At 37.7% G+C, this 25,319-nt stretch carries 29 protein-coding genes; 26 read left to right on the top strand and 3 right to left on the bottom strand.

Features of this window, described 5'->3' with window-relative positions:
• Positions 1-61: 61 nt before the first annotated feature.
• Complete coding sequence (locus tag J2Z26_RS07795) at positions 62-844, top strand: SDR family oxidoreductase (RefSeq protein ID WP_193537131.1); 783 nt, start codon at positions 62-64, stop codon at positions 842-844.
• 73 nt (positions 845-917) lie between these two features.
• Complete coding sequence (locus J2Z26_RS07790; protein ID WP_193537129.1) at positions 918-1,184, top strand: hypothetical protein; 267 nt, start codon at positions 918-920, stop codon at positions 1,182-1,184.
• A 103-nt stretch (positions 1,185-1,287) separates the two neighbouring features.
• Here the strand turns inward: J2Z26_RS07790 and J2Z26_RS07785 are convergent, their stop codons facing one another.
• Complete coding sequence (locus J2Z26_RS07785; protein ID WP_193537127.1) at positions 1,288-2,076, bottom strand: alpha/beta fold hydrolase; 789 nt, start codon at positions 2,074-2,076, stop codon at positions 1,288-1,290.
• 309 nt (positions 2,077-2,385) lie between these two features.
• On the bottom strand, positions 2,386-2,571 hold the full coding sequence (locus tag J2Z26_RS07780; protein WP_193537125.1) for an alpha/beta-type small acid-soluble spore protein: 186 nt from the start codon (positions 2,569-2,571) through the stop codon (positions 2,386-2,388).
• Between the two features lie 173 nt (positions 2,572-2,744).
• On the opposite strand from J2Z26_RS07780, the gene glcT reads away from it, so the two are divergent.
• From glcT to J2Z26_RS07760, 4 genes are all read left to right on the top strand, one after another.
• Positions 2,745-3,587 carry a glucose PTS transporter transcription antiterminator GlcT gene (glcT, locus tag J2Z26_RS07775; RefSeq protein ID WP_193537123.1) on the top strand — a complete coding sequence of 281 codons (843 nt, stop codon included), beginning with the start codon at positions 2,745-2,747 and terminating at the stop codon, positions 3,585-3,587.
• Positions 3,588-3,814: 227 nt separating this feature from the next.
• On the top strand, positions 3,815-4,081 hold the full coding sequence (locus tag J2Z26_RS07770) for a phosphocarrier protein HPr (protein ID WP_193537122.1): 267 nt from the start codon (positions 3,815-3,817) through the stop codon (positions 4,079-4,081).
• On the top strand, positions 4,082-5,794 hold the full coding sequence (ptsP, locus tag J2Z26_RS07765) for a phosphoenolpyruvate--protein phosphotransferase (protein ID WP_193537120.1): 1,713 nt from the start codon (positions 4,082-4,084) through the stop codon (positions 5,792-5,794).
• A gap of 105 nt (positions 5,795-5,899) precedes the next feature.
• On the top strand, positions 5,900-6,703 hold the full coding sequence (locus J2Z26_RS07760) for a S1C family serine protease (RefSeq protein WP_193537119.1): 804 nt from the start codon (positions 5,900-5,902) through the stop codon (positions 6,701-6,703).
• A gap of 253 nt (positions 6,704-6,956) precedes the next feature.
• On the opposite strand, the gene J2Z26_RS07755 is transcribed toward J2Z26_RS07760, so the two are convergent.
• On the bottom strand, positions 6,957-7,142 hold the full coding sequence (locus J2Z26_RS07755) for a DUF5370 family protein (RefSeq protein ID WP_193537117.1): 186 nt from the start codon (positions 7,140-7,142) through the stop codon (positions 6,957-6,959).
• Positions 7,143-7,249: 107 nt separating this feature from the next.
• Between J2Z26_RS07755 and J2Z26_RS07750 the strand changes: the two genes are divergently transcribed.
• The 20 genes from J2Z26_RS07750 to J2Z26_RS07655 all read left to right on the top strand — a co-directional run bounded on the left by J2Z26_RS07750 (position 7,250) and on the right by J2Z26_RS07655 (position 25,280).
• A complete protein-coding gene (locus J2Z26_RS07750) occupies positions 7,250-7,882 on the top strand; it encodes a class I SAM-dependent methyltransferase (RefSeq protein WP_193537115.1) in 633 nt (210 codons plus the stop codon).
• Positions 7,883-7,957: 75 nt separating this feature from the next.
• On the top strand, positions 7,958-8,182 hold the full coding sequence (locus J2Z26_RS07745; protein ID WP_193537113.1) for a hypothetical protein: 225 nt from the start codon (positions 7,958-7,960) through the stop codon (positions 8,180-8,182).
• Between the two features lie 104 nt (positions 8,183-8,286).
• On the top strand, positions 8,287-9,072 hold the full coding sequence (locus tag J2Z26_RS07740) for an SDR family oxidoreductase (RefSeq protein WP_193537111.1): 786 nt from the start codon (positions 8,287-8,289) through the stop codon (positions 9,070-9,072).
• A 21-nt stretch (positions 9,073-9,093) separates the two neighbouring features.
• A complete protein-coding gene (locus J2Z26_RS07735; RefSeq protein ID WP_193537110.1) occupies positions 9,094-9,510 on the top strand; it encodes a VOC family protein in 417 nt (138 codons plus the stop codon).
• A gap of 42 nt (positions 9,511-9,552) precedes the next feature.
• Positions 9,553-10,464: a YncE family protein gene (locus J2Z26_RS07730; protein WP_193537108.1), complete on the top strand. Its 912-nt coding sequence runs from the start codon at positions 9,553-9,555 to the stop codon at positions 10,462-10,464.
• Positions 10,465-10,490: 26 nt separating this feature from the next.
• Positions 10,491-11,366 (top strand): NAD(P)-dependent oxidoreductase, encoded by an 876-nt coding sequence (locus J2Z26_RS07725; RefSeq protein ID WP_193537106.1) that lies wholly within the window; start codon positions 10,491-10,493, stop codon positions 11,364-11,366.
• Between the two features lie 141 nt (positions 11,367-11,507).
• Entirely contained in the window at positions 11,508-11,690 is a 183-nt protein-coding gene (locus tag J2Z26_RS07720) for a hypothetical protein (protein WP_193472551.1), read from the top strand.
• A 426-nt stretch (positions 11,691-12,116) separates the two neighbouring features.
• Complete coding sequence (locus tag J2Z26_RS07715; RefSeq protein WP_193537104.1) at positions 12,117-13,328, top strand: acyl-CoA dehydrogenase; 1,212 nt, start codon at positions 12,117-12,119, stop codon at positions 13,326-13,328.
• Positions 13,329-13,349: 21 nt separating this feature from the next.
• Positions 13,350-14,123 carry an SDR family oxidoreductase gene (locus J2Z26_RS07710; protein WP_193537101.1) on the top strand — a complete coding sequence of 258 codons (774 nt, stop codon included), beginning with the start codon at positions 13,350-13,352 and terminating at the stop codon, positions 14,121-14,123.
• A gap of 39 nt (positions 14,124-14,162) precedes the next feature.
• On the top strand, positions 14,163-15,335 hold the full coding sequence (locus J2Z26_RS07705) for a thiolase family protein (RefSeq protein WP_193537099.1): 1,173 nt from the start codon (positions 14,163-14,165) through the stop codon (positions 15,333-15,335).
• A 1-nt stretch (position 15,336) separates the two neighbouring features.
• Complete coding sequence (locus tag J2Z26_RS07700; RefSeq protein ID WP_193537097.1) at positions 15,337-16,089, top strand: SDR family NAD(P)-dependent oxidoreductase; 753 nt, start codon at positions 15,337-15,339, stop codon at positions 16,087-16,089.
• 93 nt (positions 16,090-16,182) lie between these two features.
• Positions 16,183-17,796 (top strand): long-chain-fatty-acid--CoA ligase, encoded by a 1,614-nt coding sequence (locus J2Z26_RS07695; RefSeq protein ID WP_193537094.1) that lies wholly within the window; start codon positions 16,183-16,185, stop codon positions 17,794-17,796.
• A 117-nt stretch (positions 17,797-17,913) separates the two neighbouring features.
• Positions 17,914-18,477 (top strand): TetR/AcrR family transcriptional regulator, encoded by a 564-nt coding sequence (locus J2Z26_RS07690; RefSeq protein ID WP_193537092.1) that lies wholly within the window; start codon positions 17,914-17,916, stop codon positions 18,475-18,477.
• Between the two features lie 138 nt (positions 18,478-18,615).
• The gene (locus J2Z26_RS07685; protein ID WP_193537089.1) at positions 18,616-19,023 is read left to right on the top strand and encodes an acyl-CoA thioesterase; all 408 of its coding nucleotides are present in this window, start codon (positions 18,616-18,618) and stop codon (positions 19,021-19,023) included.
• A gap of 16 nt (positions 19,024-19,039) precedes the next feature.
• Positions 19,040-20,110: a phosphotransferase family protein gene (locus J2Z26_RS07680; RefSeq protein WP_193537087.1), complete on the top strand. Its 1,071-nt coding sequence runs from the start codon at positions 19,040-19,042 to the stop codon at positions 20,108-20,110.
• A gap of 61 nt (positions 20,111-20,171) precedes the next feature.
• Positions 20,172-20,897 carry a 2-phosphosulfolactate phosphatase gene (locus tag J2Z26_RS07675; RefSeq protein WP_193537084.1) on the top strand — a complete coding sequence of 242 codons (726 nt, stop codon included), beginning with the start codon at positions 20,172-20,174 and terminating at the stop codon, positions 20,895-20,897.
• A gap of 15 nt (positions 20,898-20,912) precedes the next feature.
• Complete coding sequence (locus J2Z26_RS07670; protein WP_227413728.1) at positions 20,913-22,664, top strand: acyl-CoA dehydrogenase family protein; 1,752 nt, start codon at positions 20,913-20,915, stop codon at positions 22,662-22,664.
• Between the two features lie 32 nt (positions 22,665-22,696).
• Complete coding sequence (locus J2Z26_RS07665) at positions 22,697-23,482, top strand: SDR family NAD(P)-dependent oxidoreductase (protein ID WP_193537082.1); 786 nt, start codon at positions 22,697-22,699, stop codon at positions 23,480-23,482.
• 29 nt (positions 23,483-23,511) lie between these two features.
• Positions 23,512-24,291 carry an enoyl-CoA hydratase/isomerase family protein gene (locus tag J2Z26_RS07660; RefSeq protein WP_193537080.1) on the top strand — a complete coding sequence of 260 codons (780 nt, stop codon included), beginning with the start codon at positions 23,512-23,514 and terminating at the stop codon, positions 24,289-24,291.
• A 14-nt stretch (positions 24,292-24,305) separates the two neighbouring features.
• On the top strand, positions 24,306-25,280 hold the full coding sequence (locus tag J2Z26_RS07655; RefSeq protein ID WP_193537077.1) for a quinone oxidoreductase family protein: 975 nt from the start codon (positions 24,306-24,308) through the stop codon (positions 25,278-25,280).
• Positions 25,281-25,319 lie beyond the last annotated feature (39 nt).

Below are 25,319 nucleotides of genomic sequence, written 5' to 3'. Positions count from 1 at the left end.
AAAAGCCGCTTGCTAATCTGCTAGCGGTTTGATTTTTGTGAAATAAGGAGTTGTCTAGTAATTGACGTATACGCTTAATTTAAATGGAAAAATAGCTATTGTAACAGGAGCAAGTCGAAAGGCTGGTATTGGGGCAGCGATATGTCATGCTTTAGCAGATGCTGGGGCAGATATCTTCTTTACGCATTGGTCCTCCTATGACCGTGCAATGCCGTGGGGAGAACAAATCAATGACCAACATGTTTTAAAAGAAGAGCTTATTAGGAAGGGGGTAAGGTGTGAACACTGTGAGTTAGATCTGGCTAGAACAGATAGTGTTCAGAATCTTTTACGCCAAGTTTCCAACACACTTGGTACGCCAAGTATTCTAGTGAATAATGCTGCTTATTCAACAAGTACAAGTTTTGATAAGATATCAGAAGAAGAGCTAGATTTGCATTATTTCATCAATGTAAGGGGAACTACATTACTTAGTGCTGCTTTTGCAAAAGGCTTCACAAATGGTAGGGGAGGTAGAATTATAAACCTAACCTCAGGGCAATCACTTGGACCTATGCCAGGAGAATTAGCCTATGCAGCAACTAAGGGGGCTATAGAGGCGATGACGGTTACATTATCAGCAGAAGTAGCTTCGAAAGGAATTACAGTCAATGCTGTTAATCCCGGTCCAACTGATACAGGGTGGATCAATGACGAACTTAGAGAACAGTTAAAATCAAGATTCGGATTCGGAAGAATAGGAAATCCTGAAGATATCGCAAGGCTAATCAGATTTTTAGCTAGCGACGATGCTGAATGGATAACTGGACAGATTATTCACTCTGAAGGTGGATTTAAAAGATAAATACACAATCTAGAAACATAATAGTCCTTCTCTCACCTACCTACTCATATAGTTGAATTAGGAGGTGGAAGAGATGACACTAATAAATGAGCGTGAGAAGCTTTTACGGGTAAACGCTATTGCAGCAAACCTTATTAGAGAGATGCTTAAGGACGGAAGAGCTTATGATGAGAATCAATTAAGGAGTGCTGTTGAAAATCTTTCGAGGTCACTTGTAACACTGACCAATATTCAATTAGGGATTGAAAGCGATTCACAGGAAGCTCTACAAGCCACACTTTCAAAGGTCAAAATTGCCTATAACTCAGTATCGAAAGTTAAGTTGAAACAGCCAGTTTAAATCAATAAAAAGAAGGGCTAGTAAGCAGCCCTTCTATTTATCAATTATCTATTTTTTTCTTCTTTGCTTTTTTAGGCATACCAGCTTATAGATTGTCAATTCCTTATGCGTTTCTATGCATGTCTAATTTCACCATGTACTCTTGGATAATACGGTTAACCTCATCCGCATGCTTCGTAGGAATTTGGTGGCGGGCTTTGGATATAAATACTTTAGTTGTGTTCTCAATTTCTCGTTCTAACATTTTCTGATAACTATGTAGATAAAAGTCGCGAGTCCCATCAATTAATAATACAGGTACTCTAATATCTGAGAGTCTGTTTGTACAATTATACTTTAGTCCTTCTACATACATTTGATATAGTATTTCGGGATTTGCCTTTAAAACATAGTTTTCAATCTCTTTTTTATACTCTTTATCTGTACCGTGAGCTTGACCAAGAACTTTTGCCAAAAAAGGAAGTCCCTTCATTCTGACAGTGACTATGCCAAGCTTAAATTCTGATCTTAGAAGAAACGTATTTACCTCAGGAAATCCTCCCATTAATATTAATCCACTTACTCGATTTGGATGTGACAGTGCGAGTTCTAACGCAATAGATCCTCCATTGGAGTATCCACAAATGACTGCTTGCTTTATATCTAGGTGTTCAAGAACCTCACAAATATCTTGAGCTAACAAAGGTAAAGTAATTTTCTCATTATCATAACCACTTTTACCGTTCCCTCTCAAATCAATACATACAGTAGTATAGTGTTTTGAAAGGGGGAGTTGTTTTCTAAACGTTATTAATCCCATTCCAGGTGGGTGTATAAAAACAATTGGTTTACCAGAACCTGAGCTTTCATAATAAATCGGTACAGACTTATTTTTTATTTCTACAATAGGCATGTTCATCCTCCAAATAGTTCGTACGATTTTACTTTTAGTATGGACAGAATGAGCGCCTTTATTAGAAAAAAAGAGGCTATCTATCAGGGATAACCTTAATAGATAGCCTCTTTGCATTTATTACACCTCGATAGGTGTAAACCGTTCATGTTTGTGGTGAACTTTTTTAGCATTTAAGATGTGTCATGGTGTATGGTAATCAATTATCTCAAGAAGTAAATCGTGGTGGTATTGATTACATCCCTATGGTGTGTAGTTATGTTTAGCTAAAAAACTTCAAGTTGTGGTAAGGTGTAATGGCAGTTTTTCTTATAAACGTTCTTGAGCTAAGCTAACTAGACGTTTAGTGATTTCTCCACCAACAGAGCCGTTAGCTCGAGCAGAAGTATCCGCGCCAAGATTTACACCGAATTCCTGTGCAATCTCATACTTCATTTGGTCAAGTGCTGCTTGGGCACCAGGGACAAGTAAGTTATTTGTGTTATTACTAGCCATCTGTTTTCGACCTCCTTTCGTATGTTCCTTACTATCTTGTGTTTAATCTTAAAAGATATACACGTTTTTTTAAAAAAGTTTTTAAAATTACTAGAAATGCGCACCACCATTGACGATGAATCAAGTTATTAGTAAGATGAAAACGATATTTATAAATGTATAGGGATGATTAGATGGCTTCGTTTATTTTAAAAAAACGCCTAAATAATAATGTGATCATTGCAGTCCATGAAGCATATGGAGAAGTTGTATTATTAGGAAAAGGTTTAGGCTTTGGGAAGAACCAGAATGATTGGATCAAAGTGGATTCCTATGAAAAGATGTTTGTATTAAAAAATGGAGTAGAACAAGAACAATACATGAAATTATTACCTACTATTGATGAAGATTTTGTTGAGGTAATGAACGATCTCATCTACCTGATAAGTGAAAATATTCATTCACCAATACATGAGCATATTCATATAGCCTTAACGGATCATATTGCATTTGCCATTAAACGGGTAAAGCAAGGTATACATATTGAAAATCCATTTTTGACTGAAACAAAAGATATGTATCCAGCAGAGTATGGACTTGCAGCAAAGGTTGTAAAGCTATTGCATGATGCAGTGGGGGTAAAGCTTCCAGACGGTGAGATAGGGTTTATAGCACTACATATTCATAGTGCCATTTCAAACAAATCATCTGATGAGTTCCATCATTATGTAGATTTAATTAGTGAATTGATTCAATTGATAGAGGTATCATTAAAAGTCAAACTCGACCGTGAGGAAATCCAATACCTTCGTCTAGCTAGGCATCTTACTAATATAATAAAAAGAGCACAAAATAGAGATAAAGTTGATGCAGCGAGTGAACTAGCAAATTTGTTGAAGAATGAATACCCTCTGTGCTATAATCTTTCTTGTAAAGTGATGTTGGAAATAAAAAATGCTTTACATATTCCAGTTCATGATGCAGAAATAGTTTATTTCACAATGCATTTACAAAGATTAATTAGTAAAAATGAATAATTACAATTTACGTGTTACTGATCATGCAGGCATGAGTAAATGAGATGTGTTTATTTATCTTCATTTGGGTAATTTAACCTTATGAGATAATAAATTCACTTCTATTACTCATGCCTTTTTTACATATATAAATAGTGATTATTCGGATACTAGTTAATAAGGTTCCTTCTTTTTTCAGTGAACATAAGAGGGTACTATATAAAATTATGATAAAGGGGACAAATAACATGGCAGAAAAAACATTTAAAGTTACAAGTGAATCAGGAATTCATGCAAGACCAGCAACAGTGTTAGTTCAGTCAGCAGGTAAGTTCAACTCAGATATCCATCTTGAGTACAATGGGAAAAGAGTAAATTTAAAATCAATTATGGGTGTAATGTCTCTAGCGATTCAACAAGGTTCAGAAATTAAAATTATTGCAGAAGGTAGTGATGAAGAAGCTGCAATAACAGGTATCACTGAAACAATGGCAAAAGAAGGGCTTGGGGAATAAATGTCTAAATTGATAAAAGGGATTGCTGCCTCTCCAGGGATAGCAATTGCTAAAGCATATCGACTGGAAGAACCAGATTTAACTGTTACAAAAAAAAGCGTGAGTGATATTGAATTAGAACTAGCTCGATTTAAGAAAGCAATTAATACTTCTAAAGATGAGCTAGAAAAAATAAAAGAAAAAACAAACACAGAACTAGGGGAGGATAAAGCAGCTATTTTTGCTGCACACCTCCTTGTTCTAAGTGATCCAGAGTTAGTGAATCCTGTTGAAGACCGAATTAAAACAGAAAATAGCAATGCCGAATTTGCTCTTCAAGAGACTGCAAATATGTTTATCTCAATGTTTGAGTCAATGGATAATGAATACATGAAAGAACGTGCTGCAGATATACGAGATGTTACAAAGCGTGTTATTGCGCATTTACTAGGGGTTACTATACCTAACCCAAGCATGATTTCAGAAGAAGTGATTATTGTTGCAGAGGATTTAACTCCTTCTGACACCGCACAGCTTAATCGTAAGTATGTAAAGGGCTTTACAACTAACATCGGGGGTAGGACTTCACACTCCGCAATTATGGCTCGTTCTATGGAAATTCCTGCGATTGTCGGGACAAAGACTGTTACTGCTACAATTGATAATGGTGAAGTAGTGATTGTTGATGGATTAAGTGGTGATGTTATTGTAAGTCCGACAGAAGACCAAATTGCACAATATAAGCAAAAGAAACGAGATTATGAAGAGCAGCGTGCACAATGGGCTAAGTTAGTTAACGAGAAGACAACAACAAGCGACGGTCATCATGTTGAACTAGCTGCTAATATTGGTACACCAGACGATGTTGAAGGTGTATTGAAAAATGGTGGGGAAGGTGTAGGTCTATACCGTACAGAATTCCTATACATGGGTCGTGATCAACTTCCAACCGAGGATGAACAGTTTACTGCATATAAGGCAGTACTAGAAAAAATGGCAGATAAACCTGTTGTCGTTCGAACTTTAGATATAGGTGGAGATAAAGAATTACCTTATTTACACCTACCAAAAGAGATGAATCCTTTTTTAGGGTACCGTGCAATTCGCCTTTGTCTTGAAGAGCAAGATATTTTTAGAACTCAATTACGTGCACTTTTAAGAGCGAGTACATATGGAAACTTAAAAATTATGTTTCCGATGATAGCTACTCTAGATGAGTATAGGCAAGCAAAAAGTATCCTTTTGGAGGAAAAAGAAAAGTTAGTCACCCAAGGGGAATCTGTTTCAGATGAAATTGAAATTGGAATCATGGTTGAAATTCCTTCTACCGCAGTAATTGCAGACCAATTTGCAAAAGAAGTAGATTTCTTTAGTATTGGAACGAACGATTTAATTCAATATACTATGGCCGCAGATCGAATGAATGAAACTGTGTCTTATCTTTATCAGCCCTATCACCCCGCAATATTAAGATTAGTTTCGATGGTCATTGAAGCTGCTCATAAAGAAGGAAAATGGGCTGGTATGTGTGGAGAAATGGCGGGCGACCCTATAGCCATTCCATTATTGCTAGGGTTAGGTTTGGATGAGTTTAGTATGAGTGCGACATCTATTCTTCCAGCAAGATCACAGTTGAGCAAGCTTTCGTATGTAGACTCCAAAAACTATAAAGAGCAGATCCTTTCCATGAGTACAACAGAAGAAGTAGTTAACTTTGTGAAGGATAATTTTTAAAAGAAGTAAGGGATACATTTCCTTACTTTTTTTATTACTCTAAATGAGATTAACTCAATTGTGGTAGTATATACATATGAACTCAGCTAAAGGAGCTAGTGTTGTATGTACGAAAAGGATAAGAAACCAAATGATTTGGATGAAGATTTATTTGAAGATCCCGAGCATTATGAAGGGCCTTCTGCTGAAGATTTTTTATTTACAAAAGAAGAACTGGTAGAAAAGAAGAATCGAAAAAAAGAACGAAATACTAGTGGTAAGCTCATTGCATACGTCTTAGTTCTGGCACTATTAGTTAGTGGTTTTAGTGTATGGATTAATATATTCAATATCCCGTCCTTTGAATTCTTAAGAAAATCTAATGAATTATCTAAAATCGAAAACATCCAGAATTATAAAGAAGCTGTTGTAACAATTGAAGGTGGCAATTCTAAAGGAACTGGATTTAATATTTCTCCAGAGGGCTTTATCGTCACAAATCACCATGTTATTGATGATATGCTATCTATCTTGGTCATCTTTCCACAGGGTGAGTTTTACCAAGCAACGGTTAAAGAAACTTATCCAGAACTAGATATCGCATTGCTTGAAATTGAAGCACAAAACCTGCCTTATTTAGAACTTCAAGACCAAAAAGAGTGGAAGCTAGATGATCACATATATGTAATAGGTAACCCCCTTGCATATAGCCAAATTGTAATGGAAGGAAACATTGCCGGATTAGACAGTCGTATGCAAATCTCAGCCCCAATACATAAAGGAAATAGTGGCAGTCCGGTAATTGACACGAACGGTTTGGTGATAGGAGTTGTTTATGCAAAAACCATACCTCAACTCGGTAAAGGTGAGGAATCCGTAGGTCTTGCAGTTCCAATTGATACAATCCCTGTGTTTGAGATTAATAAATAGAGAAAATGACACCTTAGATAGGTGTCATTTTTTATTTATAAGGGGAGGTAGTTCATAGGTAGGGGTAGTATGTCCATTTTTTACAATACTTAACTAAAAAATGAAAATACTTAACAAAATACATCAAATACTTAACTTACATGGGAAAATACTTAATTATAATAGCAAAATACTTAATAAATCAGAACAAATACTTAATTAAGAACATGTAATAACACTTATGGAGAACGATCCCTTAGCTTTTCCCCACAAGCTAGTCTTCCTCAAAAAACTCATTCACAAGATTCTCGATCTGATCTCCACTTGGTCTCTCTCCTGTAAAAGTAAATGTAATTTCCTTCACAAAATCTCCTTCCTTATAAACATGGACTGCACCCGTCTGATTAATAACACTATATTCTGTTTCAAAACGATAACCATCACGATCAATTGCACCCACAGAACCCACTCCATTCCGGATTTTTCCTTATTTTTTACTAAGAGGTACTGAAATATACAATGGGTAATGTGATAAAATGGAACATATTTATGTAAGGAGTGTACGGAATGAGCTATAGCCAAATAAAGACGAACTTAAAAGAAGCTTATAACAATAAAGCTAGTGAACGTGATTCTCTAGAGATTGAACAATGGAAAGTAGAAATAAGACAGTCATTTCTGAACAGGTTACTTGAAGACAATAAGCAAACGCTACTTGAAATTGGAGCTGGATCTGGCAGGGATAGTATGTTTTTTCAGGACCAAGGATTAACTGTAATATGTACAGACTTATCCTCGGAAATGGTTAATCTGTGTAAACTAAAAGGGCTTGAAGCACATGAAATGGGATTTGATTCAATAACCTTCCCAGATGAGTCTTTTGATGCAGTGTGGGCATTAAATTGTCTATTACATGTTCCAAAGCACGAACTAGAGAAGATCTTAGTAGGTATCAAGAGGGTTCTAAAAACAGATGGTTATTTTTATATGGGAGTGTATGGTGGGCATAGCTCAGAAGGGATATGGGAAAATGATTTTTATGAACCTAAACGATTTTTCTCTTTTTATGAAAACGAAGAACTTATAACCATACTAAAAAAATATTTCACTGTTTTCTCCTTTGAAGTATTAGGATCAGAGATCATTGGAGGAAAAGATTTGTCGTTCCAAACCTTCGTTTTAAAGAAGTTAGATTACTAGCACGTAAATAGATACATACTTCTCCTTATTTAAACAGAAAGTAAGATAAGGCCTGTTTTAAAAGGAGGATTGAACATGTCACAAAGAAGAAATAATAACTTTCATGCCCATGACTTTAATCCGGATGAAAGGCTAGAAAGTGTCGTTAATGACACGACAGCTTCAGCAGGTGATCAAATGGGAGTAAGAGTTGATGTGAATCCTGAAAACTTCACGCAACCACAAAATCCTCTTCATCTAAATCCTAAAGTGGATCCAGAAATGGAAAAGTTCAAAAAGTTCTTTGAAGGAAATAATTAGTGAGAAAAGGGTGCTTTCTAAAGCACCCTTTTTCAAATTTAATGAAAAGTTCAACAATTATCAGTATAATGGTAGAGTGAATAATTCGATGGAGGGGTGGTACGATGGATTTTCAATTACAAGGTAAGACAGCTCTAGTTATTGCATCTAGTCAAGGCCTAGGGAAGGCTATTGCAAAACAACTGGTTGAAGAAGGCGCGAATGTTATGATTACTAGTCGAAATGCTGAAAAACTTCAACTAGTTAAAGATGAATTACAAAAGCTCGGTAAGGGAAAGGTGTCCTATCTTCAAGCGGATATAACTAAGATAGAAGAGATTAAAAATGTCGTTGAAAAAACAGTAGAAGATTTTGGTGGCATTGACTTATTAGTAAACAATGCAGGCGGACCTCCAGCGGGAAGTATAGATACGCTTACAGATGAACAATGGCAGCAATCTTTTGAATTAAATCTTCTTAGTTATGTAAGAATTATTCGCGAAACATTGCCTTATCTACGTAAGCAAGGTGGAAAAATTGTAAACATAGCTTCTGTATCTATTAAAGAGCCAATACCAGGTCTTTTGTTATCAAATACGTTTCGATTAGGTATCGTTGGATTAACGAAAACTTTAGCTACTGAGCTTGCTCCGGAAAATATTATAATTAATACCGTTGCGCCAGGCAGAATTGCAACAGATAGAATTTCATTTTTAGACCAAGTTAATGCTGAGAAACTTGGTGTAACAAAAGAAGAAGTGAAACAAAGAGCAGAGAAGTCCATCCCTCTTGGAAGGTCAGGAGAACCGGAAGAATTTGCGAAGGTAGTTACCTTTTTACTATCTGGAGCAAATACATATATGACAGGAAATTCCTACCTTGTTGATGGTGGGATGGTAAAATCAATCTAATTGTTGGTGGGAGGAAGAAGTGTGAGTGGGAGTTTTATAAAAAGTATTCCTTGTATTCATGTACCAGTATCAGACTTACATCAATCAGTAAATTGGTGGATTGAGAATTTTAATGTGGAACACGGTACCCCATTTGATCCGAATTCAGGGAAAGCAGAGCTCAGAGTTGGGAATGGTGAATGGGTTTTTCTATTTGAGACAAAAGAAATACAAAACCAACATACATATACAAAAGGAAATCTACCTCATTCAGATAGCTCACAAATTTATCTAGCAACCTTAAATGTAAAAGATCCAGAAATCCTTCACCAGCGCCTCTTGAAAAATGATGTAAATGTTGGTGAACTTCGTGAAGCATGGACTGGTAAAGCATTTGATTGCTATGATCCAGACGGCAATAAGTTTAATATATGGGGCGGAGAATGGATTGAGGATTAGAGGAGTAAAATACTAATTTTTCAACTTGGAGGATAATCATACATGGCAGAATATCTAATTGTACTAAACAAAGATGAAGATACAATTTCTTTTATAAACGTGGAAACAAGTAAGGTTGAAAAAACAATTGAGACAGACTTTAATCCGCATGAAGTGATCGTTACTCCGGACGGAACAAAAACATATGTAACTTGTTCTTTAGGAAACAAAGTAAACATTATTAACAATGAGTCGTTTGAGATCGAAAAAACGTTAGAACATGAGGACTTCAATTTTCCTCATGGGTTAGGTATTGCTGGTGAAAAGCTATATCTTGCTTCAACGTATAGTGAAAAGGTTTTTATCATTGACCTTAAAACTGACGAAATTGAAAAGGTATTTCCAACCTATCAAAAATACTCTCATATGGTAGCAGTTACTCCAGATGAAAAGACAGCGTATATCCCAAATATCGGTAGTCATAATATTACCGTCGTTAACACAGAATCAGAGAAGGTTGTAAACCATTTTCCTGTTGGAAAAGGTCCTGAAGGTGTAGCAGTTCATCCTAATGGGAAGGAATTGTATGTAGCAAATCAAGATGACAACAATCTGTTTATTATCGATACTGAAACCCTAGAAGTTCTTTATAAAAGAAGAATAGGAACATGTCCAATTCGTGTTGTTTTTTCACCAGATGGTAAATATGCATTGATTCCTAACCGTGAATCTGGGGATTTATCCATCATTGAAACAGCACATGAACTAAAAGGAAACAAAAGACCATGGGAAATCAAACGTATTCGTGTTGGGGTATGGCCTGGTGGAACTGTATTCAATTCTGATGGATCAAAAGCGTTTGTAGCCAATAACAAAACGAACGATGTTTCGGTAATTAATATGAATACATTAGAAGAAGAGAGTCGAATTAAAGCTGGTGTACACCCAGACGGAATTGCATACTTGAAAAAGTAAGAATCGCTAAATTTGGAGTTGTTAACATGTTATCAAAAAACAATACAGTGATTGGTTTTATCGGTACTGGTGTAATGGGGAAAAGTATGGCTGGTCACTTGTTACGCGAAGGGTATTCTGTAGCAGTTTATACAAGAACCAAAGATAGAGCTTTGGAGTTGGTAAGCCAGGGTGCAATCTGGAAAGATTCCGTGGCAGAGCTTTCAAAGGTAGCAGATGTCATTATTACAATGGTAGGTTATCCGAAAGATGTCGAGGAAATCTACCTTGAAGAAAGCGGAATAGTTTCAAATGCGAAAAAAGGCTCATATGTGATTGATATGACAACTTCTACTCCGTCTCTTGCTCAAAGAATTTACGAGGAAGCAAAACAGCGTAACATTCATTCACTTGATGCTCCTGTATCAGGTGGTGATGTTGGTGCAAAAGAAGCACGACTAACCATTATGGTCGGTGGTGATAAAGAGGCCTTTGAAGCTTGTAAACCAATTTTTGAAGTAATGGGTCAAAACATTATTCTACAAGGTGAAGCAGGTGCAGGGCAGCATACAAAAATGTGTAATCAAATTGCTATCGCTTCTAATATGATGGGCGTTTGTGAAGCCATTGCCTATGCAAAAAAAGCTGGTCTTAATCCAGAAGCTGTTCTAACTAGCATTTCTGCTGGAGCTGCAGGTAGCTGGTCTTTAAGTAATCTAGGACCAAGGATGATAGCCGGTAATTTCGAACCTGGTTTTTATATTAAGCACTTTATTAAAGATATGGGAATTGCCCTACAAGAAGCTGAGGCAATGGGTATGAACACACCTGGGCTATCCCTGGCGAAACAGCTTTATGAACAGCTTGCTGAAAATGGTGAAGAAAATAGTGGTACGCAAGCTTTGTTTAAATTTTATAAATAATTTTGCTTTACTCCTAGTCAGACTAGGAGTTTTTTTCTATTTGTGGTTAAACACAAGGATGTAGTTTCCTCTTATATTACAAATTACTACTGCGAATACTATACTGGCAAGGCTAAGGCTAATATAAAGGAGTGTATAGTAATGGCAAAAAGAAATAAGAAAAATGATGCAGACCAAAAAAATAAACAAGGCTTTGATTCAGCTACGATTGACTCCGAATTTAGTCATGAATTAGGAAGCCATGATGCAAATAAGAAGCATAAGAAAAAAGCAAAAAAAGAAAAAGCCCCGAAAAATGATGGGCAATATCATGGTGGGTTATAAGGGAACTATCCAATGAGTCCAATATTCTTAAGAATTGTAACGATGGATTGCGATAGTTATTTAATCCGTTGATTTCCGGTCCAGGCACTTGCTTTCCGCGGGGAATTATGAAAAAGCCCAACTGCTGGCTTTTTCAAGGACAAATTCCCATCGGGGAGGAAGTCGAGCATCCTCGACGTGTTCCGTCTGCGGGGTCTCGACCTTTCCTCAATCTCCCGCAGGAGTCAAGTGCCTTCCCCTCCAATCAACTCAGTGACTATTTACAAAGAAAGGGACTCTATGACGGTTCCTTTTTATTTCGAGTTGATTTATTAGAATTTTTAGAATAAAACTTGAATATTTTTATCCATCAGTTGTATTATAGTAGTAGGGATAACATACCGACCGGTTAGTAAGGTTGGATATCTGTATGGGAGAGGGTAAGAGATGAATTTTTCATATTCAGAAAAAGTAGTTGCACTACAAGAAAGAGTAAACGCTTTCATGGAGGAATACGTTTATCCAAACGAAAAAGTGTATGAGGAACAGTTGAATCAGCAAGCTAATCGCTGGTCAGCAGTGCCACCTATAATGGAGGAATTAAAACAAAAAGCGAAAGATCAAGGATTGTGGAATTTATTTTTACCTGAAAGTGAATATGGTGCGGGACTTACGAATACCGAATATGCCCCTTTGTGTGAGATTATGGGTCGTTCCTTAATTGGTCCTGAGGTTTTCAATTGTAATGCCCCGGACACTGGGAATATGGAAGTGCTAGTACGATATGGAACAGAAGAGCAAAAGGAACGGTGGTTAAAACCACTTCTGTCAGGTGAAATTCGGTCTTGTTTTTCGATGACTGAGCCAGAAGTAGCTTCTAGTGATGCCACGAATATTGAAGCTAGCATTACCAGAGATGGTAATGAGTTTGTAATAAACGGCAGAAAGTGGTGGTCATCAGGGGCAGGAGACCCTCGTTGCAAAATTGCAATTGTAATGGGAAAGACAAATCCTGATGCACCTAAACATGAACAACAAGCAATGATATTAGTTCCTTTTGATACCCCTGGAGTGAAAATTGAAAGGTTGTTACCAGTGTTCGGTTATGATCACGCCCCACATGGTCATGCTGAAATTACTTATGAAAATGTCAGAGTACCTGCTGAAAATATTCTGTGGGGTGAAGGAAAAGGTTTTGCAATTGCACAAGGAAGACTTGGTCCAGGAAGAATTCATCATTGCATGAGATTGATTGGTGCAGCCGAACGAGCACTTAAGGAAATGTGCGAACGAGTTTCAGGGCGAGTAGCATTTGGTAAGCCACTTGAAAGCCAAGGTGTTGTTCAGGAATGGATTGCTGAATCGAGAATTGATATTGAACAGGCGAGGCTACTGACCTTAAAAGCTGCTTATATGATGGATACTGTTGGTAATAAAGAAGCAAAAGCTGAAATTGCCATGATTAAAGTTGTTGCACCTAGCATGGCGCTTAGAGTAATAGACCGTGCTATTCAAGCCTTTGGTGGAGCAGGAGTTAGTGATGATATGACACTAGCAGCTCAATGGGCCAATGCTCGTACGTTACGAATTGCTGATGGACCAGACGAGGTTCATAAAGCACAGGTAGCTAAGCTAGAATTGCGTAAATACCGAAAATAGTGATAAAGGAGTTTTTTGATAATGCATGTATTCGATTTGTTTAGTTTAAAAGGAAAAACAGCCATTGTTACTGGCGGTGGTAGAGGACTAGGAGAGCAAATCGCAGTTGGATTTGCAGAAGCAGGGGCAAATGTCGTTGTATGCTCACGTAAACTAGAAGCCTGTCAAGAAGTGAGTGATAGATTAATAGAATTAGGTGTTAAATCCTTAGCACTTCAGTGCGACGTTACGAATCCTGAAGATGTTCAAAAAGTTGTTGATGAAACTGTAAAAGAATTTGGTTCGATCGATATTTTAGTTAATAACAGTGGTGCTACTTGGTCATCACCTGTTACTGAAATGCCTTTAGAGGCATGGAATAAGGTCCTGGATGTAAATATTACTGGATTGTTCTTAATGAGCCAGGCTGTGGGTAGAGTTATGATTGAGCAAAGTGGCGGGAAAATCATAAATATAGCGTCAGTTGCCGGATTAGGAGGCACAGATCCTAGATTCATGGATACGATTGCCTATAATACTAGTAAAGGAGCAGTTATCACGTTTACAAAGGACCTTGCAGTAAAATGGGGTCAGCATAATATTAATGTAAATGCCATTGCGCCTGGTTTCTTTCCAACTAAAATGTCAAAAGTACTCATTGAACGTGGAAAGGATCATATCTTAGCGACCACCCCATTAAAAAAGTTTGGATCTGATCAAGATTTAAAGGGAGTTGCCTTATTTTTAGCATCAAATGCTTCGAACTTTGTTACTGGAGATACGCTAGTTGTTGATGGTGGAACACATGCGATGTAAATACACTTTCTGTATTTTAAAGATGTAGGAGGGATCTTTTTGAACAGGGATGCGGTAATAGTTTCAGCGGTTCGCACGGCAATTGCCAAACAAGGAGGTGCCCTGTCACCATTAGATGCACATCATTATGGTGCAATTGTGATTAAAGAAGCAATGAAACGAGCGGCGATCACAGCCGAAATGATAGATGATGTTATTTTAGGGAATGTGTTAAGTGGCGGTGGAAATATTGCCCGACTAACGGCATTACAGACAGGTCTCTCACTTGAAATACCGGGTATAACAATTGATCGGCAATGTGGGTCAGGCATTAATGCTGTTATTTTAGCGACCCAAGCAATTCGTGCTGGGGATGGAGATATCTACATAGCAGGTGGAACTGAGAGTATGACCAGGGCCCCTTACTTAATGGACCGACCAAGTAAACCATTTAGTGTGACACCTCCTTCATTTAGAAGACTACGTCTATCTCCTAAAGAAATTGGTGATCCACCAATGGGCATTACTGCAGAAACACTAGCCGAAAAATACAGCATATCTAGGGAAGAACAGGATATATACTCCTATAATAGCCAACAAAAAATGGCAAGAGCTTTGAAGGAAAATCTCTTTGAAGAACAAATTGTACCTATTTCAATTCCAGTTCGTGGAGGTGAATCAGTTTCTTTTAAGGTAGATGAACATCCTCGCCCTGAAACAACATTAGACTCTCTAGCTAAGCTTAAACCGGCTTTTCTAGAAGATGGAACTGTGACTGCAGGGAGTAGTTCAGGTCTTAATGATGCGGCTTCAGCTTTAGTTGTCATGTCAAGGGAAAAAGCAGAAAACCTTGGATTAGAGCCTATGGCAACCATTAGAGAATACGCAGTAGCTGGAGTCCCACCTTCAATTATGGGGATAGGACCTGTACCTGCTATTAGAAAAGTACTTGAGAAATCAGGACTAACTTTAGAGCAAATTGGCCTCATTGAGTTAAATGAAGCATTTGCTGCACAAGTTATTGCGTGTGATCGTGAAATGAACTTTGACCATAACAAGCTAAATGTAAATGGTGGAGCAATTGCTCATGGACATCCACTAGGTGCGACAGGTGGAATTCTATTGACAAAAGCAATATACGAATTAAAACGTCGAAATGAAAAATATGCAATCGTTTCTGCATGTATTGGAGGAGGGCAAGGGATTGCAGCCATCATAGAAAGGGGGGCGTAAGATGAAATTAAAAAACAAGGTTGCTATTATCACTGGTGGAGGTGGAGGCATTGGAAGGGCAACAGCTTATCTGTTTGCAAAAGAAGGTGCCGAAGTTGTTGTCTCAGATGTAAATGAGGGATCTGGCCAAGAAACTGTAAATCGGATCCTAGAAGAAGGAGGACGAAGTTCATTTTTTAAGGCAAATGTGGCTGATCCTACAGAGGTTGAGAGTTTAATAGCTTATACTGCTTCCAATTATGGCGGAGTTGATATTCTCTTTAACAATGCTGGTATTGGTAACTCAGAGCTCAAGATTGAGGACCTTTCTATCGAAGAATGGGACCAAGTCATAGATATTAATTTAAAAGGTGTATTTTTAGGAATTAAATATGTCATCCCAGAAATGAGAAAACGAGGTGGCGGTTCTATTATAAATACTTCTAGTTTACTAGGATTTAAAGGTAAAAAATATATGGGTCCATACAATGCTTCTAAAGGAGGAGTTAGTTTACATACTCAAAATGCTGCTTTGGAATATGGAAAGGAGAACATTCGGGTAAATGCAGTAGCACCAGGAGTTATCGATACCCCCATTATTGACGGGTGGAAAAATGATGAACGAAAATGGCCATTTATCTCCAAAGCCAATGCGCTTGGAAGGATTGGTTCACCTGATGAAGTTGCAACAGCAGTGCTTTTTCTAGCATCCTCTGATGCATCTTTTATTACTGGTTCAACCATTCATGTTGATGGTGGAGGTCTTACTTTTTAAGTATTTTTGTACAATCTTAGGTCTTAATTTATATTTAAGTAATATCTATTAATAAGATTCTATTATCTTTTATTATAAAATGGAGGCGTTTACATGACTGAAAAATCTTGGTTAAAGCACTATCCTGAAGGTATTCAAAAAGAGCTTGAGATTCCTACTATTCCTGTCCAACAAATGCTCCTTGATTCTACAGCTAAGTATCCTCAAAATGAAGCTATCATTTTCTATCACAAAAGAATGACGTATACAGAACTAACAGGTTTATCACGTGCATTTACCTCTGCATTACAAGCAAATGGTGTTCAAAAAGGAGACCGTGTAGCAGTGATGCTGCCAAATTGTCCGCAATATGTTATTAGCTATTTTGGTACTCTTATGGCAGGAGGAATCATCACTCAGGTAAATCCAATGCTTGTAGAAAGAGAACTACAATATATTCTCCAGGATTCTGGTGCGGAAACGATTGTAATTCTGGATGCATTGTATCCACGCTTAAAGTCAATTCAGGACCAGACCAATGTAAGAAATGTTATTGTTGTCAGCCTACAACCTTCTGAGACTAGCTTTACACCAGACCGCTCTTTTGAACAGTTCATGCAAACTGCAACCGGAAATATTGCTCCTGTTACTATTGATCCAGTTAATGACATTGCTGTACTCCAATATACAGGGGGGACAACAGGTCGCTCGAAGGGAGCTATGTTAACTCACCGTAACTTAGTTGCGAATGTTGTCCAATCTTATGAATTCTTCAAACAAGATATTAATCTTGGTCAGGATAAGTGCCTAACTGTTATTCCACTTTTCCACGTTTTTGGGATGACTTCTGGGATGAATTTATCGATTTTCTGCGGATCTAGTAACGTGTTATTGCCTCGATTTGATCTAGAAGAAATGCTTCAAACAATTAAAAGGGAGCAACCTACTACATTCCCAGGTGTACCAACAATGTATGTTGCTTTAACAAACCATCCTAAAGCAGAGGAATATGGAATTGATAGTATTAGAGTTTGTAATAGTGGTAGTGCGCCGATGCCTGTTGAACTTATGAAAGAGTTTGAGGCAAAGACGGGAGCTAAGGTACTTGAAGGGTACGGGTTATCAGAAGCTGCCCCAACAACTCATTGTAATCCGATGTTTGCTGAGAGAAAGCCTGGTAGTGTAGGTATTGGTTTCCCTTCAACAGATTATAAGATTGTCGACTTAGCAACTGGTACGTTAGAGGTTCCAGCAGGTGAGTTAGGAGAAGTCATCATTAAAGGACCTCAGGTTATGAAAGGTTATTGGAATATGCCTGAAGAAACCGCCAACACATTACGTGATGGATGGCTATATACAGGTGATATTGCACGAATGGATGAAGATGGCTTCTTATACATCGTTGACCGTAAAAAGGATATGATTATTGCAAGTGGGTACAATGTTTATCCACGTGATGTTGAGGAAGTATTATATCAACATTCATCTGTCCAAGAGGCTGTTGTCATTGGTGTTCCAGATAGCTATCGTGGCGAGACTGTGAAAGCAGTAATAGTACTGAAAGCGGGAAGGGAAGCTACTGAAGAAGAAATGATTCAATATTGTAAAGACAATATGGCTTCCTATAGAGTTCCTACCATCATCGAGTTCCGCGAACAATTGCCAAAAACAAGTGTAGGAAAAATCCTTAGAAGAGCACTTCGAGATGAGGTTAATGCAGTAAAATAGGTAGTGGTGTTGCTAGTAGGCTACACTTTAAGGTAGCCTACTTGTTTTTTACTGAATGAGGAGATGAAATGTATGCTATAATTTTTGATGGATAACTATAGATTGTGAGGCTATGTGATGAAGGAAAGAATAACAGAGCAAAGTAAGGCACTTTTTGAGAAAAAAGGATTTACCGAAACGTCCATTCAAGATATTGTTGACGCACTTGGCGTCACAAAGGGAACCTTCTACTATTACTTCTCTAGTAAAGAAGAACTCCTAATGGATATTCATATCCGCTATATTGAAAATTTACTAGCATTGCAAGACAAAATCCTTTCAGATGAGACGAAGGACTGTAAAACTAAGCTTTATGATATGGTCTTCATGCTCATCCACAGCATTGAGGAGCAAGGGGCGAGTGCTAGAGTGTTCTTCCGTGAATTACGTAATTTAAGTGACAATCACCTGGCGCAAGTGTTGCCAAAGCGTGATCAATTTAGACTGAACCTACAATCCTTACTAGAGCAAGGTAAGGAAAATGGAGAGTTTCGTAGTGACCTAGAAGTAGGCATTGTGACTTTTGGTATTCTAGGAATTACCAACTGGAGTTATAACTGGTATAACCCAAAAGGTTCTCTAAAAGATCATGAAGTTGCTAAAATTTATGTTGAAATGATATTAAATGGAATTCAAGCATAATGTTTTAAATAAAATGTAGGGAATCTCATAAAAAATGCAGGGATTCTCTTTGTACATATAGAATTGTCTGTATAATCTAAATTTTTTTACTTTTAACATACTGACTGGTTAGTAAAGTCGTGATTGGAGTGTTAACACTTGAACCACATTACAAAGATTAAAGTTCGTTTTGGGGAAACGGACGCTTTAGGACATATAAATAACTCTAGCTATTTTGCTTACCTCGAAGATGCACGTATAGGTTTCTTTGAATCCATTGGATGTAATATGAGCACAACATCCTGGAACTTTATATTAGCTTCAACTAAGTGTGACTTCATTGGTCAGGGATATTTTAATCAGATATTAAAAATAACAACAACTGTAACAAGGATTGGAAATAAGAGCTTTCAGTTAGAACACGAAATTTTTGATGACCAAACAGATCGATTGATTGCTCGTGGAAATGCAATTATTGTTTATTTTGATTTTGAAGAACAACAAAGCGTAGTCATTCCAGAATCACTTAAGGTGGAGCTAGAACGTCATCTTGTAGCAAGTTCGTAGAAAGGAGAGGGAAATGATGACCAATAAACTAAAAGACACCATTCCCGTCCGCAAAGGGGAAGAGTTAAATCGAAAAAAGCTAGAAAGTTTTTTAAGGGAAAAGATTGAATTTTTGCCAATAGGAGAGCTTGAAATAGAACAATTTGGTGCTGGTCATTCAAATTTAACCTATCAGTTAAAAATAGCTGATTGGACGGCGGTGCTAAGACGTCCACCACTTGGGCCGGTAGCTCCTAAAGCTCATGATATGAACCGTGAATTTAAGATTCTTTCTGAGTTATATCCAGTATACCAGGCAGCGCCAAGACCTTATTTATATTCAGATGATGACAGCATTGTAGGAAGTCCTTTCTTTGTTATGGAGAGGAAGTATGGAATCGTATTAGACACTGAGTTTCCTAATTACATTACACCTACCAAGGATATTTGCGGACAGTTATCTGAGATCATGGTCGATGAGCTTGTTAAGTTGCATGATATTGATTATACGCAAACAGGTTTAATGAACATTAGTCAGCCTGAAGGTTTTATGGAGCGCCAAGTTCATGGGTGGATCTCTAGGTATGAACGATCAAAAACCGATGAGATACGAGAAGTTGAAATTCTAAAAGAATGGATGGTTAAAAATATTCCTATATCCCAAGCACCAACAGTTATTCATTATGACTATAAGTTGAATAATGCTATGTTTACAGATGATTTAACTAGAATGGTAGGCTTATTTGATTGGGAGATGACCACCGTGGGTGATCCTCTAGCTGACTTAGGTGCAGCCATGAGTTATTGGATACAATCTGACGATGACGAAATGTTAAAGCGGGGACTTGGAAAGCCGCCTGTTACAGTTCAAGAGGGTTTTTATACACGTGATGAATTTGTGGAAGAGTATGCAAAAAAGAGTGGTCGAGATGTTTCAACAATGAATTTCTATCTTACATTTGCTTATTTCAAACTTGCGGTGATTTGTCAGCAAATTTATTACCGCTATAAAAAAGGGCAAACACACGATGAACGGTTTGCTAAGTTTAATTTCACAGTAAAAAGCCTAATTCAATATGCGTTAGTTGAATCTTCTCGAAATAAATAAAAAGTGAATAGTACAATTTGTTACAAGGTTATTCACTTTAGCAGGAGAAGGAGTGCTTAAAATGCCAAAGATCCATCTTCTTATGAAGAAGGAAGAAATAGATTCAACGAAAATGAAAGACAACAAGGTTGCAGTTGTTTTTGATGTACTACTTGCTACGTCGACAATTACAGCTGGTTTGCACTTTGGTGCTAAAGAAGTAATTCCAGTGTTAAATGGTGAGGAAGCTAAAAAAGAAGCTGTGAATAGACAAGAGGAAACATATGTTTTAGTTGGAGAATATGAAGGAAAAACAATTGAAGGATTTCTAGATCCCAATCCCCTACAACTAAGGGAAGCACTAGAAGGTAAATCAATGATTCTATCAACTACGAATGGAACTGTTGCCATTAAAAAAGCAGCTGAAGCCAAGAGGGTATATATTTGCTCTCTATTAAATGGAAAGGCAGTTGCTGAAAAACTTAATCAAGAAATTAGGGAAGAGACAGTTATTGTTATTTGTTCAGGCTCTGCCGGGGAATTTTGTTTAGAAGACTTTTATGGTGCTGGTTATTTTCTTAACAGCTTAATGAATAGTGAAGTTAACGAGTGGCAATTAACAGATGCTGCTCAATCAGCTTTACTCTTTTATAAAGGAATGTCAGAAAAATCAAATGAGATTTTATTAAGTTCTCGTGTAGGGAAGTTACTTGCTAAGTACGGATATGAAGAAGAAGTTAGGTTTGTAGGGAATCATGGGAGTATTCACATCGTTCCATATTTATTAGATGGCAGAATAGTCGTATAAGGGGGTACATTCAAATTGGAGAATATAAAAGTTACTCAAAAAGGTGCTAGTTTTTTATTTTCAGAGATTGAGGCAAATGACATATTTACTCCGGAAGATTTTACAGATGAACATAAAATGATTGCTGCAACAGCGAAACAATTTATTGAGAGAGAGGTTGACCCTCTTAATGAGGCGGTAGAAAACCAAGAATTTGATAGAGTTGTTAATTTGTTACATAAGGCTGGAGAGTTGGGTCTCTTAGCTCATAGTATACCGGAAGCTTATGGTGGATTAGGGTTAGACAAAATAAGTAAAGGGATTGTTGGAGAGGTAGTGGGAAGGGCTGGAGGCTACGGTGTTGCTCACTCAAATCATACATGTATAGCCACTTTACCTATTACTTATTTCGGGACACCCGAACAAAAAGCAAAGTATTTGCCGAAGCTAGCTTCCGGTGAATACATTGGAGCTTACTGTTTAACAGAACCAGGATCTGGATCTGATGCTCTAGCAGCAAAGACAACCGCTGTTTTAAATGAAGCGGGGACCCATTATCTAATAAATGGAACAAAGCTCTATATTACTAATGCTGTCTTTTCAGATACTTTCATCGTATATGCGAAGATTGATGGTGCTCAATTCACAGCCTTTATTGTTGAAAAGGATTTTCCAGGGCTATCCTTAGGGCCCGAAGAGAAAAAAATGGGAATTAAAGGCTCCTCAACAAGAACGGTTATCTTAGAGGATTGTCAAGTACCAGTTGAGAATCTACTTGGTGAGATTGGTAAAGGACATGTAATTGCACTAAATGTCTTAAATTTAGGAAGATTCAACCTAGGGTCAGCTTGTATGGGAGCTGCAAAATATGGTCTTCATCTTACTCTTAAGTTTACAAATGAGCGCAAACAGTTTGGGAAAGCTATTTCTGAGTTTGGTGCGAGTAAAGAAAAATTTGCAAAGATGGCTACAAGAATTTATGCGGCAGAATCTTTGCAGTATAGGACTGCAAAGATGTTAGAAGATTCATTAGGTGATTTATATGAATCTACAGATCTAGCTTTGATTGGAAAAAGAATGATGGAATATGCAACTGAGTGTGCTGTGTGTAAAGTTTATGGATCCGAGACGTTAGACTTTGTAGCTGATGAAGCAGTTCAGTTGCATGGTGGTTCAGGCTTTATGAAGGAATATAGAGTTGAACAAATGTACAGGGACTCAAGAATTAATCGTATATTCGAAGGAACGAATGAGATCAATCGCCTTTTAATTCCTACTCATCTATTCCGAAAGGCTATTAAGGGAGACATACAATTAGAAGAAATCGTTCAAAAAGCAATTATGGAGTTACAGAACCCAAAAAGTGAGTTCGAAGGGAAGCTCGAACGTGAAATTGAGGCTGTAAAAACCATCAGAAGAATCTTTTTACTATGTGTCGGAGTGGCCTATGAAAGATATGGGTTAGAATTACCAAACGAACAGGAAACCTTGATGAAATTAGCAGATATTGCGATGAATCTTTACGCTGCAGAATCTGTGGTCCTTAGGTCTCAAAAGACGCAAACTGATTATAAAATCAAATTAGCACAGGCATTTATGGATGATGTAGTACTTGATATTGAAGTTGCTGCTAGAAAATTAATAACTGGTGTAGTAGAAGGTCCTAAACTTCAACAAACACTCTTATTAGTTATAAAAAGTTTGAGTCCTTTCCAAGTTGCAGGCGCAGTTGAACGTAAACGTCAGATTGCAGATCGCTTGATAGATGTTGAGCAATATTCAGTCTAGATATTAGTTGTATCCGCAGGGGAGGGAGAAGAGTGACGAGATTTTCACAAACCATTGCAGTTGTAACAGGGGCAGGAAGCGGCATTGGGGAATCAACGGCTATCCGTCTTGCTAGTGAGGGAGCTAAAGTAATTCTTGTTGGAAGAACACAAGAAAAGCTTGAACTAGTTTCAAACAAAATTAATGAAGCCTCTAAACATACTGTTGCACATATTTTTACTGCAGATGTTACGAATGAAGATGATGTTAATAATCTGGCTACATTTATAGAGGAGAAATACGGTGATCTGCATGTGGTTGTTAATAATGCTGGTGGTTCTCGTCAATCAAAAATTTTAGAAACATCATCAGACGACTGGGACTTTGTACAACAAACAAACTTAAAAAGCGTCTTCCTTGTTTCAAAAGCATTGGGGAATTTGATGGTAAGGGGTATTAAAACAGGAATAGAAGGTCAAGAGAGAAATCGCTCCATTGTTAATGTTGCCTCCTTATCAGGGTATAAAGCTGGCTCTCACATTCCTCACTATAGTTCAGCAAAGGCTGCAGTTATTAACTTCTCTAGGGCGTTAGCATTGGAACTAGCACCTTATGGAATACGTGTGAATTCTGTCTCCCCAGGTTTTGTTGAAACTCCATTGACAGAACAAGGGTTACAAAATGAAAGTTTCCAGGCTGCAATAAGGAGAAACACTGCATTAAAACGAGTGGGAAGGCCAGAAGAAATTGCCAATATTATTACATTTCTTGCTTCACATGAAGCCTCCTATATGACAGGTTCTGATGTGCTAGCTGATGGTGGCTGGTTGATAACTTAGTAATAAAGTTTCATAAGATAAGGGGGATATTGATGAATCAACACTTATTAATAAATATTGATGGCCCTGTCATGTCGTTAACACTGAATCGCCCTGACAGTCTAAATGCATTCAGCTCTGAGATGATTTTAGGCCTTACAGAAGCAATAAAGTCTGCGGGAGAGAATGAAGAGGTTCGAGTGGTCGTTTTATCGGGGGCAGGTCGTTCTTTTAGTGCCGGTGGAGATGTAAAGACGATGGGGGAAGCATCTGCTGTCCAAGGGTATGATCATATAGGAAAACTTAATGAATGTATACTTGCAATGAAAGACTTAGAAAAACCAATTATTGCAGCTGTACATGGGTTTGCGGCTGGAGCAGGATTTAATTTAGCGCTAGCTTGTGATTTAATCGTAGCTGCAGAAGATAGTAAATTTGCTTTGAGTTTTAGCCAGGTAGGATTAATCTCTGATGGAGGAGGATTGTATTTTCTCCCACGGTTGATTGGACCTTATCGTGCGAAACAATTATTTTTTAGTGGAGAACCCATCACGGCAAATGTTGCTTTTGAGTTGGGTATTGTTAATCAAGTATTACCTGTAGAGGCATTAGAGGAAGGTACTAAAAAGCTTGCAACTAAACTAGCAAGTGGACCAAGTAAAGCCTTTGGGATGATGAAAAAAATTGCGGATCATTCATTCAATTCAAGTCTCAGTGAAATACTTGAGCAGGAACGTATCACACAAACAATGATGATTCAAACAGAGGACCATCTTGAAGGGGTAGCAGCCTTTAAGGAAAAAAGAAAACCTGTATTTAAGGGGAAATAAGGGAGCTGTGATGAATGAAAGCTATTCAATTAACTGAGTTTGGTGGACCAGAGGTATTAAAGTATGTTGATGTAGAAAAACCAACTCCAAAATCAAATGAAGTATTAATAGAAGTAAAAGCAGTAGGAGTAAATTATGCGGATACTGCACGAAGAGAAGGACAGTATGTTGTAAAAACAACATTGCCATTTATTCCTGGTGCCGAGGTAGCAGGTGTTGTTGTTGAAGTAGGAGACAATGTAACAGGTGTTCAGGTTGGTACCCGCGTGGTTACGCTAATTGAATCAAATGGATATGCAGAGTATGCTGTTGCTCATGAACGGTCTCTGATTCCTTTACCAGATGGGGTGGATTTTGAATATGCAGTTTCACTCCCTCTACAAGGGCTAAGTGCTTACCATATCCTTAAGACAATGGGAAGAATCGAGCAAGGTGAAAGTGTGCTAATTCATGCTGCTGCAGGTGGTGTAGGGACCATTGCTGTACAACTAGCTAAGTTGTTTGGAGCAGGAAAAGTTATTGCAACTGCAAGTACTGAAGAAAAACTGGCACTTGCAAAAGAACTTGGTGCTGATGAGGTTGTTAATTACACTGAAGCTGGCTGGGAACAAGAAGTTTTAAGGATTACGGATGGTAAGGGAGTAGATGTGGCATTAGAGATGGCTGGTGGAGATATCTTTCAAAAGACATTAACGTGTCTAGCTCCCTTCGGACGTGTTGTAATATATGGAGTCGCAAGTGGTGAACAGAGCAGGCTTTATCCTTCATCTTTAATGGCAAAAAACCAGTCTGTCATTGGTTTCTTTTTACCTCAGATAATGAGAAAACCACAGTTATTCCAATCGAGTCTTATGGAACTACTGTCTTTTGTAAATAATGGAAGTTTAAAATTAACGATAGGAGGGACTTTTCCTTTAAATGAAGCTGCCTCCGTTCATACTTTGTTACAAGGTAGGAAAACAAAAGGGAAACTTATCTTAATCCCGTAAACAACGTTACACGTTTTTCAATCAGCAGGTGCATCCACT

It is taken from the genome of Cytobacillus luteolus, from assembly GCF_017873715.1.
GTDB lineage: Bacteria > Bacillota > Bacilli > Bacillales > Bacillaceae_L > Bacillus_BV > Bacillus_BV luteola.
The sequence above is the reverse complement of the archived record's forward strand: the minus strand, read 5'-3'. Positions and strand labels throughout refer to the sequence as shown.

Excerpts from the sequence above, each read along its gene's own strand:
- J2Z26_RS07790 (WP_193537129.1), top strand. The coding sequence starts at position 918 with ATGACACTAATAAATGAGCGTGAGAAGCTTTTACGGGTAAACGCTATT.
- J2Z26_RS07785 (WP_193537127.1), bottom strand. The coding sequence starts at position 2,076 with ATGCCTATTGTAGAAATAAAAAATAAGTCTGTACCGATTTATTATGAA.
- J2Z26_RS07780 (WP_193537125.1), bottom strand. The coding sequence starts at position 2,571 with ATGGCTAGTAATAACACAAATAACTTACTTGTCCCTGGTGCCCAAGCA.
- glcT (WP_193537123.1), top strand. The coding sequence starts at position 2,745 with ATGGCTTCGTTTATTTTAAAAAAACGCCTAAATAATAATGTGATCATT.
- J2Z26_RS07770 (WP_193537122.1), top strand. The coding sequence starts at position 3,815 with ATGGCAGAAAAAACATTTAAAGTTACAAGTGAATCAGGAATTCATGCA.
- ptsP (WP_193537120.1), top strand. The coding sequence starts at position 4,082 with ATGTCTAAATTGATAAAAGGGATTGCTGCCTCTCCAGGGATAGCAATT.
- J2Z26_RS07760 (WP_193537119.1), top strand. The coding sequence starts at position 5,900 with ATGTACGAAAAGGATAAGAAACCAAATGATTTGGATGAAGATTTATTT.
- J2Z26_RS07750 (WP_193537115.1), top strand. The coding sequence starts at position 7,250 with ATGAGCTATAGCCAAATAAAGACGAACTTAAAAGAAGCTTATAACAAT.
- J2Z26_RS07745 (WP_193537113.1), top strand. The coding sequence starts at position 7,958 with ATGTCACAAAGAAGAAATAATAACTTTCATGCCCATGACTTTAATCCG.
- J2Z26_RS07740 (WP_193537111.1), top strand. The coding sequence starts at position 8,287 with ATGGATTTTCAATTACAAGGTAAGACAGCTCTAGTTATTGCATCTAGT.
- J2Z26_RS07730 (WP_193537108.1), top strand. The coding sequence starts at position 9,553 with ATGGCAGAATATCTAATTGTACTAAACAAAGATGAAGATACAATTTCT.
- J2Z26_RS07725 (WP_193537106.1), top strand. The coding sequence starts at position 10,491 with ATGTTATCAAAAAACAATACAGTGATTGGTTTTATCGGTACTGGTGTA.
- J2Z26_RS07720 (WP_193472551.1), top strand. The coding sequence starts at position 11,508 with ATGGCAAAAAGAAATAAGAAAAATGATGCAGACCAAAAAAATAAACAA.
- J2Z26_RS07715 (WP_193537104.1), top strand. The coding sequence starts at position 12,117 with ATGAATTTTTCATATTCAGAAAAAGTAGTTGCACTACAAGAAAGAGTA.
- J2Z26_RS07710 (WP_193537101.1), top strand. The coding sequence starts at position 13,350 with ATGCATGTATTCGATTTGTTTAGTTTAAAAGGAAAAACAGCCATTGTT.
- J2Z26_RS07700 (WP_193537097.1), top strand. The coding sequence starts at position 15,337 with ATGAAATTAAAAAACAAGGTTGCTATTATCACTGGTGGAGGTGGAGGC.
- J2Z26_RS07695 (WP_193537094.1), top strand. The coding sequence starts at position 16,183 with ATGACTGAAAAATCTTGGTTAAAGCACTATCCTGAAGGTATTCAAAAA.
- J2Z26_RS07690 (WP_193537092.1), top strand. The coding sequence starts at position 17,914 with ATGAAGGAAAGAATAACAGAGCAAAGTAAGGCACTTTTTGAGAAAAAA.
- J2Z26_RS07680 (WP_193537087.1), top strand. The coding sequence starts at position 19,040 with ATGACCAATAAACTAAAAGACACCATTCCCGTCCGCAAAGGGGAAGAG.
- J2Z26_RS07675 (WP_193537084.1), top strand. The coding sequence starts at position 20,172 with ATGCCAAAGATCCATCTTCTTATGAAGAAGGAAGAAATAGATTCAACG.
- J2Z26_RS07655 (WP_193537077.1), top strand. The coding sequence starts at position 24,306 with ATGAAAGCTATTCAATTAACTGAGTTTGGTGGACCAGAGGTATTAAAG.